Origin of the sequence: Salinicola salarius (assembly GCF_002179555.1) — a bacterium.
GTDB classification, from domain to species: domain Bacteria; phylum Pseudomonadota; class Gammaproteobacteria; order Pseudomonadales; family Halomonadaceae; genus Salinicola; species Salinicola salarius_A.
This window is the reverse complement of sequence record NZ_NHOU01000006.1, coordinates 93109-108062: the sequence shown is the minus strand read 5'-3', so window position 1 is coordinate 108062 and position 14954 is coordinate 93109. Positions and strand designations below refer to the sequence as shown.

The window sequence follows — 14954 nt, the reverse complement described above, 5'->3', positions numbered from 1 at the left end:
AGCTCTATCCAAAGGGTCAGGAATGCTGCTTCCCGTTCAGCCGTTGGAGGTGAGCCGGGGCAAGTGATGGTACTGACGATCGAAATAGAGCAGGCATTGGCTATCGTTGCAGGTCGACATCGCCACGATCTCGCAGAACAGCACATCGTGGGTGCCTACCGCTACGCGCTGCCCGATTCGACATTCGAAATGCGCCAGCGCATTCACCAAGACCGGAACGCCTGTCTCGTGCGTCGTCCATTCCGCCTGAGCGAAACGCTCCGCCATGGGCGTCTTCCCGCCAAAGATATTGGAAACCTGCTGATGATCGGCGCTCAGCACGTTGACGCAAAGCATGGGGTTGTCGGCAAAAGCCGGAAAAGCCGAGGCACGCCGATTGATACAGACCAGCAGCGTCGGCGGTTCATCGGTCACACTGCACACGGCAGATGCCGTAAAGCCGGCGCGTCCGGCTGGTCCATTGGTGGTTACCACGTTGACCGCGGCAGCCAGTCGCGACATTGCTTCGCGGAACTCCGATGGCGAAACCGTACTTGGTGCTTCCATCGCATATTCAGGTTTTCGTAACGACGTCATCATGAAATCTCCCTCCTGTCTCTCAACTATGACGATCACGTCATCGGCGAGCGGTGATCAGGTTGTCAGGAATCGTTCTACCGAAGCGTTGAACGCCGCCGGAACGGTCACCGTCAGGCCATGCCCGCCATAGTCGAACATTTCCAGTCGTGCGTTGGGCAATGCCTCGGCAAGGCGCCGGGATTGCGTGTACGGCACCAGCAGATCGTCCCGCGAGGCAATCACCAACGTGGGCGTGTCGATCTCTCCCAGCCGAGCGTCGATGTCGAAGGCCGACAGCGCCCCGATTCTGGCCAGCACGTTCGGCTTTCCCGGGAAATGTTCGAGGGCGTGGGCTTCTTCGATCAGTAGCCTGTCGTGGTTGGCGGACAGCCAGTCGGCGGGATACAGAAACAGCGGCTGCGCGTGCAGATACGCTTCGATCCCACTGTCCTGGAGCAGCGCCAGACGTACCCGAAAACAGCGCTCGCTCTGGACATCGACACGACTCCAGGCGTTGATCACGATTAGCCGATCCAGCCGGTCCGGCGCCAGCAGCGCCATCTGCAGCCCGACCAGACCTCCCAGGGCATGGCCCATGAAATCGACGCGCTCGATGTCCAACCGGTCGAGCAAGGCCAGCACCTCCTGCGCCATGTCATCGATCGCGTAGCCGCTCGGCAGCTCGGCCGGGCTCTTACCCGTGCCGAGGTGGTCATAGATCACGACCCGGTGTGTCGTCTCCAGTGAAGCCAGCTGCGGCTCCCAGAAGCGACCGGCGCCACCCAATCCCGCGGAGAGCAGAATCGTCGGGGCGTCGGGATCCGTGCGTCCCAGTATTTCGTAATGCATTGAAAAGACCCTTCCGGCAGAGCGTCAGTCAACGACTCAGTGAGGCAAATGCGCGATCGAGGCGATCTCGATCAGCGCATCCGGCTTCACCAGCCCGCACTGAATGCAGTAACGCGCCGGCTTCTCGCCGGGAAAGAACTCTGCGTAGACCGCGTTGATCGCCGCATAGTCTTCCCAATTACGCAGAAAGATCGAGTTGAAGGTGACGTCACTCATGCTGCCTCCGGCGGTCTCGACCACGCTCTGAATGAGTTCCAGCACGTGGCGGGTCTGGGCGGCAGCGTCACCGACGTGAACCACGTTGTTCTCCTTGTCGAACGGCAGAGTGCCGGAAACGTAAAGGATATTATCGGCCTGACTACCCGGGACGAATGGGGCCAGAGGCGCACCGGAACCGGTGGGAATCACACTTGTCTTGGGCATGATCACTCTCCTGCTGCTGATGAAGTCATGGATGAAGCGTGTGGCTGCCGGGCGTCGGTTCGAGCCGCGCAGGCGTCCTCGAAGGCATCGACGCTCGACACCCAGCCGAAAAAGGTTTCGATATTGAAGATGGCGCTGCTCTGCGCCGACAGCGGACCGGCTTGATAGGTCGCGTCCTCCAGCACGGTGCCGAAATACTCGAGGAAGAAGCCATCACGCAGCGTCGACTCGACGCACACGTTGGTGGCGATGCCGGTAAACAGCAGGTGGTGGATACCCCGCGAACGCAGGATGCTGTCCAGTGCGGTGTTGAAGAATCCGCTATAGCGCGGCTTCGGCAGCACGACGTCTCCAGACTGAGGCTTCAGTTCGTCGACCAGCGCGTAATCCCAGGTACCCTTGGCCAGCAGCTGTCCATGCAGCTCGGGTTGCTGACGCATGGTTTTCAGCGCATTGGACTTATGCCAGTTGGGCGATCCCGGGCCGCCGGCCTCGACGTACTCGGCATCCCAGCCATTCTGGAAGAAGATCACCTGGATACCCGCCGCGCGCGCCAGCTTGACCGCCTTGGCAATTCGCTCGATGACCGGCCCGGTGGTGGTGACATCGAAACCGGCCAGATCGAGGTAGCCACCCCGAGTGGCATAGGCGTTCTGCATGTCGACAACGATCAATGCCGTCTCGGAGCATGGCATCGCGATCGCTTCCGGGCGACCGGCGAGCACGATCTCGTCGTTGGCGAAGACATCGCCACGACGGACCACTGGAGTCTGCTTGAGACCGCTCATTCCGCCACCTCTGCCGTCTCGGTCGGTGCGTTGACAACGTCGACCCGGGTCTTCATCAGCGGCTGCACGCGCTCACCGAAGGTATCCAGTCCTGCCAGAAAGTCATCGAATGTCAGCATCACGCCGCCGATGCCCTCGACGGTATCGATCTCGTCGAGCATTCGCGCGACGTTGGCATAGGAACCGACCAAGGTCCCCATGTTGAAGTTGACCGCCGATGTGGGGTCAGTCATTTGGCGCACGTTGGTATCCTTGCCCGAACTCTTGTCCTGGCTGCCCTGGTCGGCCATCCAGTCGAGTGCCTCCTGGTCGGCCCCGGCCTTGTAGTGCTCCCAGCGCGCCATGGCCGCTTCGTCGGTCTCGTCGGCGATCACCATGAACAGCACGTAGCAAGCGATATCGCGCCCGGATTCTCTCCCCGCCGCGTTGAGACGCCCGGCAGTATCGGCGAATGCCGTTGACGTATTCAGACCCTTGCCGAAGCAGAAGCTGTAGTCGGCGTGCTTGGCGGTGAAGGCCATGCCGGCACTCGACTGGCCGGCACAGACGATCTTGACGCCCTGTTCGGGGCGCGGGCTCAGGCGACAGTCATCCATCTGGAAAAAGTCGCCCTTCAGATCGCTGCGCCCCGTCTCCAGCAGTTCCCGCAGCACCGTGGTGTACTCGTCGAGATAGGCGTAGCGCTTGGCAAAGTACTCGTCCCCGGGCCATAGGCCCATCTGACTGTATTCCGGTTTCTGCCAGCCGGTCACCAGATTGATACCGAAACGCCCCGGGGCGATCGAATCGATGGTCGCCGCCATACGCGCGGTAATCGCCGGCGGCATCACCAACGTTGCCGCAGTGGCGTAGAGGTTGATCTTCGAGGTCACGGCCGCCAGCCCCGCCATCAGGGTGAAGGACTCCAGCGCGTGCTCCCAAAACTCGGTCTTGCCGCCAAACCCGCGCAGCTTGATCATCGACAACACGAACTCGAAGCCGTAGCTCTCGGCCTTCTGAGTCACCGCCTTGTTGAGTTCGAAGCTCGGCATGTACTGCGGCGAATTCTCGGAGATCAGCCAGCCGTTGTTGCCGATAGGGATAAAGACACCTAGTTGCATGAGTCACCTCGTCGTTCGGCTCTCGTTATCGGTATCTGCCGCCGGCCTGTATCGGCCGCGACACCTGACGAATTCCTTACAACAGACGTGCCAATGCATCGCACCGTATCCGTTTTCAATGACTTGGAACGCGACGCAAACAGTCGGTTAGACCATTTGGTCCAACCGAAAAGACAAGCCGTGCGATAATGACGCAAGAAATGGGCAATGCGAGCGATTTCGGTGCACAGCGAGACTCACCATTGACCGAGTCGAGGGATCCAGGTCGATAGCGTCAACCCCGAAAGGACATGATAAAGTGCCGCCGAATGTTGCCGACCTGTAATGGACATGGCTCGACACCTCTGGATAGGAAATCGGTGCGCCATTCAGGTCTTTGCCAACAAGGAAGCCCATGACGCCAATCACGCCCACCGCCCCGGACCGCGCCGCTGCCAGTGAAGCTCGCAAGCAACGCATTCGTGATGCAGCGCTTTCGCTGTTTTCCCAGTTCGGTTTGCGCGGGGCCAGCCTGGACGCCATTGCCGATCAGGCAGGCGTTTCCAAGACCAACCTGCTCTATTACTTTCCATCCAAGAAAAAACTCTACATCTCGGTCTTGCAGCAGATTCTGTATACCTGGCTGGAGCCGATACGCGCCATCGACGCTGAACAGTCCCCGGAAGCAGCCATCAGTCACTACATTCGTATCAAGGTGGAGCTGTCGAGGGATCATGCGCAGGCGTCGCGACTCTTCTGCCTGGAGATGATCCAGGGCGCGCCGCTGCTGAAGGAAGAACTGCAACGCGACCTGCGCGCGCTGGTGGAAGAAAAATCCAAGGTCATCGAGGGCTGGATCGCTAGCGGCAGTCTGCTACCGGTCGATCCTCACCACCTGATCTATCTGCTCTGGGGCACCACGCAGCACTACGCCGATTTCGCCGTACAGATCGAAGCAATCTCCGGAAAGACGCTGGCCGATCCCGAGTTCTTCGAGACCACCATCAACAATATCCAACGTATCGTGTTAGGCGGCTTGCTGCCGCGATCGAACGAGGCTTGAAACGACTGTCAGCTCAGCGACACCACCTTGGCGTCGATAGAACCCGCTCGACTCAATGGCCGAGCGCGTTCTCAGGGCGGGATCGAATGCCCGCTCAAAGGCTCACGCGAGCTCGCAAGCCTCTTCGAATGCCAGGCGCGGCAGGCGCGGCTTGACGCCGGATACGTCACCGTAACCCAGGTTGATCAGCAAGTTGGCCGTCCAGTCGGTACCGGCGAAAAAGGCTTCGTCCAGTGCCTCGGGATCGAAGCCGGACATCGGCCCGGTATCCAGCCCCATGGCTCGCGCCGCCAGGATCAGATAGCCGGCCTGCATCGAACTGTTGCGTAGCGCCGTCTGTTCGGCGAAGGCTTCGCTCCCGGTGAACCAGCTTTTGGCGTCAGCAACCGGGAACAGCGTCGGCAACTGATCGTAGAAGCGCTTGTCGTAGGCCACGATCACCGTGCAAGGGGCCGTCGCCGTCTTTTCGGCGTTACCGGAAGAGACGCACGGCAGCAACTTGTCCTTGCCCGCCGTTGAGCGAACGAAAACGAAGCGCGCCGGGCAGCAGTTGGCCGAGGTCGGTCCCATCTTGACCAGCTCGTAGAGTTTGCGCAGGGTCTCCTCGCTAATTTCCCGCGGTTGCCAGGCATTATGGGTATGCGCTTCCAGAAAGAGCTGGTCCAGGGCCTGATCATCGAGTGACGGCAGCATCGACTTTCTCCTTGTTGTCTTTTAAAAGTGTCTTGAAACAGAGTCTTGAGTCTTGAGGCAGAGAGTTGTCATTGAGAGCGGAAACCGTGTGGCGGCAAACCGGCCGCCGTCGCTTACGGTATCTCGCGACGGAAGCCGACGCCAGCGGTCGCTCTGGTCCGGCGAGATCCGTATACTAGCGCCCTCATCGAAGCGGGGCTGGCGCCGGTGATATCCCAAGGCGCGAGAAATCCCACCCCGCTCCCCCGACTCCCAGACAGACGCTTTCGACACGCCTAATGATCACACTGGACAACGTCTCCAAAACCTACGGCAGCGGGCCCGGTGCCGTGCAGGCGCTGAAGGATATCGACCTGCAGGTGCCCAAGGGCACGATTCACGGCGTCATCGGCCTCTCCGGCGCCGGCAAGTCGACGCTCATTCGCTGCGTCAACCTGCTCGAACGCCCGAGCGCCGGCCGCGTCATCATCGACGGGCAGGAGCTGACCGCGATGGATGCGGCCGCCCTGCGCCAGGCGCGCCATCAATGCGGCATGATCTTCCAGCACTTCAATCTGCTGACCAATCGCACCGTCTACGACAATGTCGCCCTGCCGCTCGAGCTGATGGGGCAGTCGCGCCAGACCATTCGCGAGCGCGTCCTTCCGCTGCTGGAGATGACCGGGCTGGCGGACAAGACGAAACAGTATCCGGCGCAGCTGTCCGGCGGTCAGAAACAGCGCGTGGCCATCGCTCGCGCACTCGCCAGCCGTCCCAAGGTGCTGCTGTGCGACGAAGCCACATCGGCACTCGACCCGCAGACGACAGCCTCGATCCTGACGCTGCTGCAGGAAATCAACCAGCAACTGGGGCTGACCATCCTGCTGATCACCCACGAAATGGAAGTGGTGAAAACCATTTGTCATCGCGTGGGGCTGATTTCCGACGGTCGCCTGGTCGAAGACGCCGATGTCGGCGACTTCTTCACTGCGCCGGGTACGCAGCTGGGACGGGAGTTCCTGAACGACTTTCTCAAGCTGGAAGCGCCCCAGGCGCTGATCGAGCGGCTCGAACCCGAGCCCGGCGAAACCACCCACCCCGTGGTGCGGCTGACCTTCTCCGGCGACAGCGTGTCCACTCCGCTGATCTCGCGCCTGGCCCGGGAACATGGCATCGATGTCAGCATTCTTCAGGCCAAGGTCGAATCCATCCAGGGGCGTACGCTCGGCCTGATGATCGCCGAACTGATGGGCAGTGCTTCGCAGACGCAACAAGCGCTGACAACGCTCGAATCCTTTGATCTGCAAGTGGAGGTAATGGGTCATGTCCAGCGCACTGATTGATCTCGTCTGGCAGTCCACGCTGGAAACGCTCTACATGGTCGCCGTTGCCGGCATTCTGTCGGCGCTGGTGGGCGTGCCCCTCGGCGTATTGCTGTATGTGACGCGGCCGCGCCAGATCCTCGCCCAGCCGGTCGTCAACACGATACTCGGCATCGTCACCAACGTCGGGCGTTCGGTACCGTTCATTATCCTGCTGGTGGCGATCATTCCGTTCACCCGCATGATCGTCGGCAGCTCCATCGGCACCAATGCCGCCGCCGTGCCGCTGACGATCGCCGCGATTCCGTTCGTCGCCCGGCTGGTCGAAGGCGCGCTTAACGAAGTCTCTCCCGGCCTGGTCGAAGCCGCCCAGTCGATGGGCGCGACGCCGATGCAGATCATCATGAAGGTCCTGCTGCCGGAAGCGCGTGGCGGCATCATCAATGGCCTGACGATCACCATCGTCGCTCTGGTCAGCTACTCCGCCATGGCGGGCGCGGTGGGCGGTGGCGGGCTTGGCGACCTGGGCATCCGCTACGGCTACAACCGCTTCAACCCGACCGTGATGCTGATCACCGTGGTCGTGCTTGTGGTCATGGTGCAGCTATTCCAGAGTCTGGGGGATTATCTGGTGCGCAAGAGCGATCACAAGTGATTGCGGCCCTCCACTAGACTAATAACCAGAATGAATTACCGCGTCTTCTGTTATTCCGTTATATTACAGCGGACAACGGATGACGATGAATGCGAACGCCGATCTTGGATCGCTCCACCATTCATCGTCCCTACATTGATATGAGCAACATCGTTCAGGGAGAGTCTCGCCAATGCCGATTTCACTCACACGTACGCTAAGCGCCGCCGCATTGAGCCTGGGCCTGGTCGCCGGTGCCGCGCATGCCGCCGACGATACCATCAAGGTCGGCACCATGGCCGGCCCCGAGACCGATGTCATGCAAGTGGCAAAACAGGTCGCCAAGGAGAAGTACGGCCTCGACGTCGAGATCATCGAGTTCACCGATTACGTGACGCCCAATGCCGCGCTCGCCGATGGCAGCCTGGACGCCAATGCGTACCAGCACGAGCCCTACATGCGCTCGATGGTCAACGACCGCGGCTATGATTTCGCCATTGCCGGCAAGACGTTCGTCTATCCGATCGGCGCCTATTCCGCCAAGTACGACAGCATCGACGATCTGCCCGACGGCGCGACCATCGCCGTACCCAACGATCCGACCAACGAAGGCCGCGCGCTGATCCTGATGGACAACCTCGGGCTGATCACGCTCGACGATCCGAAAAACCTGGAAGCGACGCCGATCAACATCACCGAGAATCCGCACGATTATTCGTTCAAGGAGATCGAGGCCGCCCAGATGCCGCGCGTGCTGCAGGACGTCGACATGGCGTTCATCAACAGCACCTTCACGCAGCCCGCCGGCCTGACGCTGGATGATGCGCTGATCAAGGAAGGCCCGGACTCGCCTTACGTCAACCTGATCGTGGTGCGTGGCGGCGATCAGGATCGCGAGGCGATTCAGGAACTGGTCAAGGCGTACCAGTCGGACGCCGTCGCCGACAAGGCCGAAGCGCTGTTCGAGGGTGGCGCCGTTCCCGGCTGGAAGTAAGCCGGGTCGCCAGACACCGGTCGGCGAATCCGCTGGCCGGTTCTCGCTAGCCACCGCAGCGAATCAGAAACCAGCGTCCCAGGGCGCTGGTTTCTGGTTTCGATACCCTCTCCCCGTGACAAGGAAACCCGTGATGACCGACTACGATTCCCTCGAGCGCCAGCTGCAAGCCCTGCTCGATACTCGCGACTGGCTGACCAATGCCGCACAGACCAGCGCCTTCCTGATGCAGACGCTAGGCGAGCTGAACTGGGTCGGCTTCTATCTTCAGCGCCACCCCGAGACGCTGGTTCTGGGTCCTTTCCAGGGCTTGCCGGCCTGCAACCCGATCCCGTTTACCAAGGGCGTCTGCGGCGCCGCGGCCCGTTCACGTCAGACGCAACGAGTCGACGACGTCCATGCGGTGCCGGACCATATCGCTTGCGATGCGGCCTCGCGTTCCGAGTTGGTGATACCGATCGTCGTCGGCGACAAAGTGTGGGGCGTGCTGGATATCGACAGCCCCGTTCCTGCACGTTTCAACGCCGAGGATCAGGCGGGCATCGAACGCCTGTGCAGCGTGTTCACCAAGGCCAGCGACCTGAACACCAACACCTCGGTCGTCTGAGCTCCCCGTCCCACGGCGGTCAAATCCGGCAATTCGGGCTTACTCCAGAAAAATATCCAGTTCGTCATCCGTGCGCATGCTCTGCAGGATCTCCTCGTAAAGCGAGAGCAGATCCAGTGCGAGCGGCCGACGAACGTCCCGCGGCATCTCACCCAGGGCGTGTTCTTCGCGCCGCCCATTGGCGATACCGTGGTAGAGACCAATGGCCAGGTGAACGGCAGCGGCGTACGCCGAAAACGGCACGGATTCCAGCGGTTTACCCTGGTAGGTCAGCGCATTGCAGATGGGCTCGGGGAAGCGCCAGCGACGCCCCAGCTCGGCGCCCACCTCGCTGAAGGTATAACCGAACTGGTTGGCTTCCAGCTCGGCCCGCGGCGCGCCCTCTGCGACCAGCGCGTCGATCCGCTGCATGGTTTCGGGGTGACCGATATGCATCAACGCGGAGCCCACGTGATGCAGAATGCCACAGGTGAAAGCGGTCTCCGGCGCCAGCCCTTGCAAGCGGCTATGTCGCACGATCGTGCGACTGAGATTGGCGACCATGAACGACTCGCGCCAGAACGCCTTGCGATCGAGACCGGGCACTTCCTTGAGCATAGCGACCATGCCCGAGGCAATGACCAGCGTACGCACGCGGTCGAAGCCCAGCAGCAACAAGGCGTCGTCGATCGTCGCTACATTTCGACCCACGCCATAGCGCACGGAATTGGCGGAGCGCAACAATTTCAGACTCAGGTTGGGGTCTTTATGAATCGTGGTCGAGACGCGGTGGATACTGATCTTGTCGTTATCCAGACTGGCGATCAGTTCGGTGACCACGGCGGGCACGCTGGGTAACTGATGAATATGCTCGAACAACGAATTCAGTGACATGTTCTACTCCTGCTGTCCCTCCATGGTAGCTACCGCCCGGTCAAAAGTCGTGAGGCCAGGCGCACAATAGCGCCGCTGCCGGCGAAAACGGGGCAAAAAAATCCCGCCGGACTACCGGCGGGAAGGTCGCCGCCTAGGTGACGCGAAAACCTCGAGTTGTGGCTGCAGTCCGAGAATTCACTCAGCTCTCCTGCCAGGACTTCACCATCTCGTCATACGGAACGGTCTTGCCCTGCGGCTTTTCGTTGTCGAGCTTGGGCTTGGGCGCGCCGGGCTGGTCCAGCCAGTACTGCGCATCGCGCGGCTCGTTGAGTTTCGGCCCACACTGCGGCTGGACGTTGGCGCGCTCCAGGCGCTCCATGATTCGATCCTGCGCGTCCGCCAGACCGTCCAGCGCTTCCTGGGCACTGGTCTCGCCACTGACAGCGCGGGAGATGAACTGCCACCACAGCTGTGCGAGCTTGGGATAGTCCGGCACGTTAGTGCCGGTCGGCGACCACTGCAGCCGCGCCGGGCTGCGATAGAACTCGACCAGCCCGCCCAGCTTGGGCGCGGCTTCGGTCATCGCGTCGGACTGGATGTCGGACTCGCGAATCGGCGTCAGCCCCACCAGCGTTTTCTGGAGAGAGACTGATTTCGACGTCACGAACTGCGCGTAGAGCCAGGCGGCGAGACGGTTCTTCTGGGGCGTCGACTCCATGAAGGTCCAGGAACCCACGTCCTGATAGCCCTTCTTCATGCCGTCTTCCCAGTATGGGCCCACCGGTGACGGCGCCATGCGCCATTTGGGCGTGCCGTCCTCGTTGACCACCGGCAGACCTGGCTGCGTCATGTCGGCGGTGAAGCCGGTGTACCAGAAGATCTGCTGAGCGACATTGCCCTGCGCCGGCACCGGCCCCGCTTCGGAGAACGTCATGCCCTGAGCTTCCGGCGGCGCATAGTCATGCAGCCAATCGATATACTTCTGAGTCGCGAACACCGCCGCCGGCCCATTGGTTGCACCGCCGCGGGTGACGTTCGAACCGACCGGGTGGCACTGCTCGACACGAATACCCCATTCGTCGACCGGCAGGCCGTTGGGAATGCCTTTGTCGCCGGCCCCGGCCATCGAGAACCAGGCATCGGTGAAACGCCAGCCCAGCGAGGGATCCTTCTTGCCGTAGTCCATGTGGCCGTAGACGCGCACGCCATCGATATCGTGGACATCGTTGGTGAAGAAATCGGCGATATCCTCGTAGGCCGACCAGTTCACCGGCACGCCCAGCTCGTAGCCGTACTTCTCCTTGAATTGCTGCTTGATCTCCGGATCATCGAACCAGTCGGCGCGGAACCAGTAGAGATTGGCGAATTGCTGGTCGGGTAACTGGTAGACCTTGCCGTCAGGCCCCGTGGTGAACGACAGGCCGATGAAGTCGTCGAGATCCAGCGTCGGCGACGTGACCTCGGCCCCGTCGCCCTCGATCATGTCGGAAATCGGCACCACCTTGCCGTAGCGCGCGTGGGTGCCGATCAGATCCGAATCGTTGACGTAGGCATCGTAGATATTGCGACCGGACTGCATCTGCGTCTGCAGCTTCTCGATCACGTCCCCTTCCTGAACCAGATCGTGGGTCAGTTGGATACCAGTAATCTCGCTGAACGCCCGGGCCAGCACTTCGGATTCGTATTTATGGGTCGTGAGCGTTTCCGAAACCACATTAATCTGCATGCCGCGATACGGCTTGGCGGCATCGATGAACCACTGCATCTCCGCCATCTGCTGCTCGGGCGTGAGCGTCGAGGTCGAGAACTCGTCGTCCAGCCAGCGTTTGGCGGCGTCCTGGTACTGATCAGCAACTGCGGCTCCCGATATGGCCATCAGCCCCGCGAGACTGACCCCGACGCCAATGCCAAGCGGCGTTCGGCGAGACGATTTGGCGTGCTTGATATCGAACATGGCGTTAATCCTCTTTGTTATCCTTCGTTTGTCCTATCGTGGCGCTACCCGATGAAGAACGATGATCCCAGGTCGATGCGTTACCCCCATTTCATGATGATTGCCATTCCTGCCACGCAGATCGCGGTCGCGACCCATAGCGGCCAGTCGGTCAATGCCAGCACCAGCAGATGTACGTATGCCGAAGCCAGCAGGCCGATGAACAGCCGGTCGCCGCGCGATGTGGCCAGCGGCAGGAACCCTTTGCGCTCGCGCGCCGGGGATACGGTCTGCCACACCGTCATCGCCACCAGCATCAGCGCGATCGCCGAAAAGAACAGTGCCGTCGGTAGTGTCCAGGCCATCCAGCCCATGATGATCTCCTCTCTTTCCGGCGAGCCGATCAGACGCGGCCCAGGGCAAAGCCCTTGGCAACGTGATTGCGCACGAAATAGATCACGGCGATGCCGGGTAGCAGTGCCACCACGCCGGCTGCCGCCAGCACGCCCCAGTCGATGCCGGATGCCGATACCGTGCGGGTCATCTGCGACACGATCGGCTTGGCGTCGACCGAAGTCAGCGTCCGCGCCAGCAGCAGCTCCACCCACGAGAACATGAAGCAGAAAAACGCGGTGACACCGATGCCGGGTCGAATCATCGGCAAGAAGATGCGGACGAAGAACTTGGGAAAGGTATAGCCGTCGATATAAGCCGTTTCGTCGATCTCCTTGGGCACCGACGACATGAAGCCCTCCAGAATCCACACCGCCAGCGGCACGTTGAACAGGCAGTGCGCCAGCGCCACGGCGATCGGCGTATCGAACAGCCCCACCGCCGAATAGAGTTGGAAGAACGGCAGCAGGAAAACCGCCGGTGGCGCCATCCGGTTGGTCAACAGCCAAAAGAACATGTGCTTGTCGCCCAGGAAGCGGTAGCGCGAGAACGCATAGGCGGCCGGCAACGCCACCAGCAGCGAGATCAGCATGTTCATCGACACGTAGCTGAGGGAGTTGAGATAGCTCGTGTACCAGGTCGGCTCGGTGAAGATGACCCGGTAATTGTCCAGCGTCGGCGCCGCCGGCCACAGGGTGAGACCGCCCAGAATTTCCCGGTTCGACTTCAGCGACATGTTGACGAGCCAGTAGATCGGCACCAGCACGAACAGTAGATAGATCAGCATCACCAGGCTTTTACGCAATTTCATGGCGGCGTCATCCCTTGTTGTCGTTATGCGTCATGGCGGTGTAGAACACCCAGGTCACCAGCAGGATGATCAGGAAATAGATCAGCGAGAACGCCGCGGCCCGGCCCAGGTCGAACTGGCCTAGCGCCATCTGGGTCAGCGTCTGGCTAAGGAACGTCGTCGCCGTGCCCGGCCCGCCGCCGGTGAGCACGAACGGCTCGGTGTAGATCATGAAGCTGTCCATGAATCGCAGCATCACCGCGATCAGCAGCACGTTCTTGAGCTTCGGCAGCTGGATGTAGCGGAACACCGCCCAGGACGAGGCGCGATCGATTCGCGCGGCCTGGTAGTAGACGTCCGGAATCGAGCGCAGTCCGGAGTAGCACAGCAGCGCCACCAGCGACGTCCAGTGCCAGACATCCATCACCAGCACCGTCGCCCAGGCGTCCCGCGGGTTGGAGGCGTAGTTGTAGTCGAGCCCGAGACTGTTGAGGGTCCAGCCATAGAGGCCGATGTCCTCTCGGCCGATGATCTGCCAGATCGTGCCCACCACGTTCCACGGCACCAGCAACGGCAGAGACAGCAGAATCAGACTGAACGGCACGCCCAGCCCCCGCCGCGGCATCGACAACGCGACGATGATGCCCAGCGGCACCTCGATGGCCAGCACGCAAAATGAATAGACGAACTGCCGCATCAGCGAATCCAGCAACCTGGGATCCGTGAGAATCTCCCGATACCACTCGGTGCCCACGAAGTAGCGCGTGCTCGGGTCGAAGATGTCCTGTACCGAGTAATTGACCACCGTCATCATCGGAATGATGGCGCTGAACGCCACCAGCACGAAGACGGGCAACACCAGCCACCAGGCCTTGTTGTTATAGGGTTTCATGGCATGATCTCCACCAGCCGGTCATCACGATAGAAACGTTGCCAGGCCGCCGGGAACGTCAGTCCGACACGCCCTTCCGGTACGAGCTGCTCTTCACCCAGACGCGCCTTGATCACGGCCGCCGACGGCGTGTCGAGACGCACATCGACGATCTTGAAGGTGCCCTGGTCTTGGACCAGATCCACCTGGCCGTGCAGCGTCGACGCCTCGGAGGCGACGAGCTGCACGAACTCCGGACGGATGCCGAGCTGCAGACGCCCTTCGCCTCCTCGACGCAGCTGCGCGACGATCGATTCCTCCACTGGCAGCACTCGCCCCTCGAGCTCGACCCCTGACGAGCCCAGCGTGATGTCGAGCAGGTTCATGCCGGGGCTGCCGATGAAGTAGCCGACGAAGGTATGCTGCGGATTCTCGAACAGCTCTCGCGGCGTGCCGAACTGCACGATCTGTCCCTGGTACATCACTGCGATCTTATCGGCGAAGGTGGACGCTTCGAGCTGATCATGGGTGACGTAGACCATTGTCACGTTGAAGCGCTGGTGGATCTCCTTGAGTTTGCGCCGCAGCCGCCACTTCAGCTGCGGATCGATCACCGTCAGCGGCTCGTCGAACAGGATGGCCGCCACATCGTCGCGCACCAGGCCGCGCCCCATCGACACCTTCTGCTTTTCGTCCGCAGTCAGGTTCTGTGCCTTGCGGCTCAATAGAGGTTCGATCTCCAACGCCTCGGCCACCTCGCGCACTCGATGATCGATGCGATCACGGTCATGTCCCTGATTGCGTAGCGGAAACGCCAGATTCTCGAATACGGTCATGGTGTCGTAGACCACCGGAAACTGAAAAACCTGAGCGATGTTGCGCTGCTGCGGGCTGAGATCGTTGACCGACTTGCCGTCGTAAAGCACACGCCCTTCGGAGGGCACCAATAGTCCGGAAATGATATTGAGCAGCGTGCTCTTGCCGCAGCCCGAAGGGCCTAGCAAGGCGTAAGCCCCGCCCTGTTCCCACACGTGCTCCATATGTCGCAAGGCATAGTCGGCAGGTTTCGAAGGGTTGCCGTGATAGCTGTGCGCCAACTGCTCCAGGCGAATTTCCGCCATGT

The 14954-nt window shown here is 61.1% G+C and carries 17 protein-coding genes; 5 read left to right on the top strand and 12 right to left on the bottom strand.

The features are described from left to right. Positions 1 to 36: 36 nt before the first annotated feature. The 5 genes from CCD76_RS06885 to rutA form a co-directional block, all read right to left on the bottom strand. Positions 37 to 501, bottom strand: a complete 465-nt coding sequence (locus tag CCD76_RS06885; RefSeq protein ID WP_256961179.1) for a flavin reductase — start codon at positions 499 to 501, stop codon at positions 37 to 39. Between the two features lie 132 nt (positions 502 to 633). Next, on the bottom strand, positions 634 to 1407 hold the full coding sequence (gene rutD / locus CCD76_RS06880; RefSeq protein WP_087718800.1) for a pyrimidine utilization protein D: 774 nt from the start codon (positions 1405 to 1407) through the stop codon (positions 634 to 636). A 36-nt stretch (positions 1408 to 1443) separates the two neighbouring features. Further along, positions 1444 to 1830 (bottom strand): pyrimidine utilization protein C, encoded by a 387-nt coding sequence (rutC, locus tag CCD76_RS06875; protein ID WP_087718799.1) that lies wholly within the window; start codon positions 1828 to 1830, stop codon positions 1444 to 1446. 2 nt (positions 1831 to 1832) lie between these two features. Then, positions 1833 to 2618 (bottom strand): pyrimidine utilization protein B, encoded by a 786-nt coding sequence (rutB, locus tag CCD76_RS06870; RefSeq protein ID WP_087718798.1) that lies wholly within the window; start codon positions 2616 to 2618, stop codon positions 1833 to 1835. Beyond that, the gene (gene rutA, locus CCD76_RS06865) at positions 2615 to 3718 is read right to left on the bottom strand and encodes a pyrimidine utilization protein A (protein ID WP_087718797.1); all 1104 of its coding nucleotides are present in this window, start codon (positions 3716 to 3718) and stop codon (positions 2615 to 2617) included. The genes rutB and rutA overlap by 4 nt, the downstream gene beginning before the upstream one ends. A 394-nt stretch (positions 3719 to 4112) precedes the next feature. Between rutA and rutR the strand changes: the two genes are divergently transcribed. Further along, positions 4113 to 4760 (top strand): HTH-type transcriptional regulator RutR, encoded by a 648-nt coding sequence (gene rutR, locus CCD76_RS06860; protein ID WP_087718796.1) that lies wholly within the window; start codon positions 4113 to 4115, stop codon positions 4758 to 4760. A 102-nt stretch (positions 4761 to 4862) separates the two neighbouring features. On the opposite strand, the gene CCD76_RS06855 is transcribed toward rutR, so the two are convergent. Next, positions 4863 to 5453 carry a malonic semialdehyde reductase gene (locus CCD76_RS06855; RefSeq protein ID WP_087718795.1) on the bottom strand — a complete coding sequence of 197 codons (591 nt, stop codon included), beginning with the start codon at positions 5451 to 5453 and terminating at the stop codon, positions 4863 to 4865. A 278-nt stretch (positions 5454 to 5731) separates the two neighbouring features. On the opposite strand from CCD76_RS06855, the gene CCD76_RS06850 reads away from it, so the two are divergent. The 4 genes from CCD76_RS06850 to CCD76_RS06835 all read left to right on the top strand — a co-directional run bounded on the left by CCD76_RS06850 (position 5732) and on the right by CCD76_RS06835 (position 8989). Continuing rightward, positions 5732 to 6775 (top strand): methionine ABC transporter ATP-binding protein, encoded by a 1044-nt coding sequence (locus CCD76_RS06850; protein ID WP_087718794.1) that lies wholly within the window; start codon positions 5732 to 5734, stop codon positions 6773 to 6775. Beyond that, positions 6756 to 7409, top strand: coding sequence for a methionine ABC transporter permease (locus CCD76_RS06845; protein WP_087718793.1), 654 nt, complete (start codon positions 6756 to 6758; stop codon positions 7407 to 7409). The genes CCD76_RS06850 and CCD76_RS06845 overlap by 20 nt, the downstream gene beginning before the upstream one ends. A 172-nt stretch (positions 7410 to 7581) precedes the next feature. Continuing rightward, on the top strand, positions 7582 to 8382 hold the full coding sequence (locus CCD76_RS06840) for a MetQ/NlpA family ABC transporter substrate-binding protein (RefSeq protein WP_087718792.1): 801 nt from the start codon (positions 7582 to 7584) through the stop codon (positions 8380 to 8382). Between the two features lie 133 nt (positions 8383 to 8515). Then, positions 8516 to 8989, top strand: coding sequence for a GAF domain-containing protein (locus tag CCD76_RS06835; RefSeq protein ID WP_087718791.1), 474 nt, complete (start codon positions 8516 to 8518; stop codon positions 8987 to 8989). A gap of 39 nt (positions 8990 to 9028) precedes the next feature. On the opposite strand, the gene CCD76_RS06830 is transcribed toward CCD76_RS06835, so the two are convergent. The 6 genes from CCD76_RS06830 to CCD76_RS06805 all read right to left on the bottom strand — a co-directional run bounded on the left by CCD76_RS06830 (position 9029) and on the right by CCD76_RS06805 (position 14952). After that, the gene (locus CCD76_RS06830) at positions 9029 to 9862 is read right to left on the bottom strand and encodes an HDOD domain-containing protein (RefSeq protein ID WP_087718790.1); all 834 of its coding nucleotides are present in this window, start codon (positions 9860 to 9862) and stop codon (positions 9029 to 9031) included. Between the two features lie 181 nt (positions 9863 to 10043). Further along, entirely contained in the window at positions 10044 to 11720 is a 1677-nt protein-coding gene (locus CCD76_RS06825) for an ABC transporter substrate-binding protein (RefSeq protein WP_218776988.1), read from the bottom strand. Between the two features lie 158 nt (positions 11721 to 11878). Next, positions 11879 to 12151: a DUF2160 domain-containing protein gene (locus CCD76_RS06820; protein ID WP_087718787.1), complete on the bottom strand. Its 273-nt coding sequence runs from the start codon at positions 12149 to 12151 to the stop codon at positions 11879 to 11881. A 29-nt stretch (positions 12152 to 12180) separates the two neighbouring features. Beyond that, positions 12181 to 12981: a carbohydrate ABC transporter permease gene (locus tag CCD76_RS06815; protein WP_087718785.1), complete on the bottom strand. Its 801-nt coding sequence runs from the start codon at positions 12979 to 12981 to the stop codon at positions 12181 to 12183. A gap of 7 nt (positions 12982 to 12988) precedes the next feature. Continuing rightward, positions 12989 to 13852, bottom strand: coding sequence for a carbohydrate ABC transporter permease (locus tag CCD76_RS06810; protein ID WP_087718783.1), 864 nt, complete (start codon positions 13850 to 13852; stop codon positions 12989 to 12991). Continuing rightward, positions 13849 to 14952, bottom strand: a complete 1104-nt coding sequence (locus CCD76_RS06805) for an ABC transporter ATP-binding protein (protein ID WP_087718781.1) — start codon at positions 14950 to 14952, stop codon at positions 13849 to 13851. The genes CCD76_RS06810 and CCD76_RS06805 overlap by 4 nt, the downstream gene beginning before the upstream one ends. Positions 14953 to 14954: the final 2 nt, after the last annotated feature.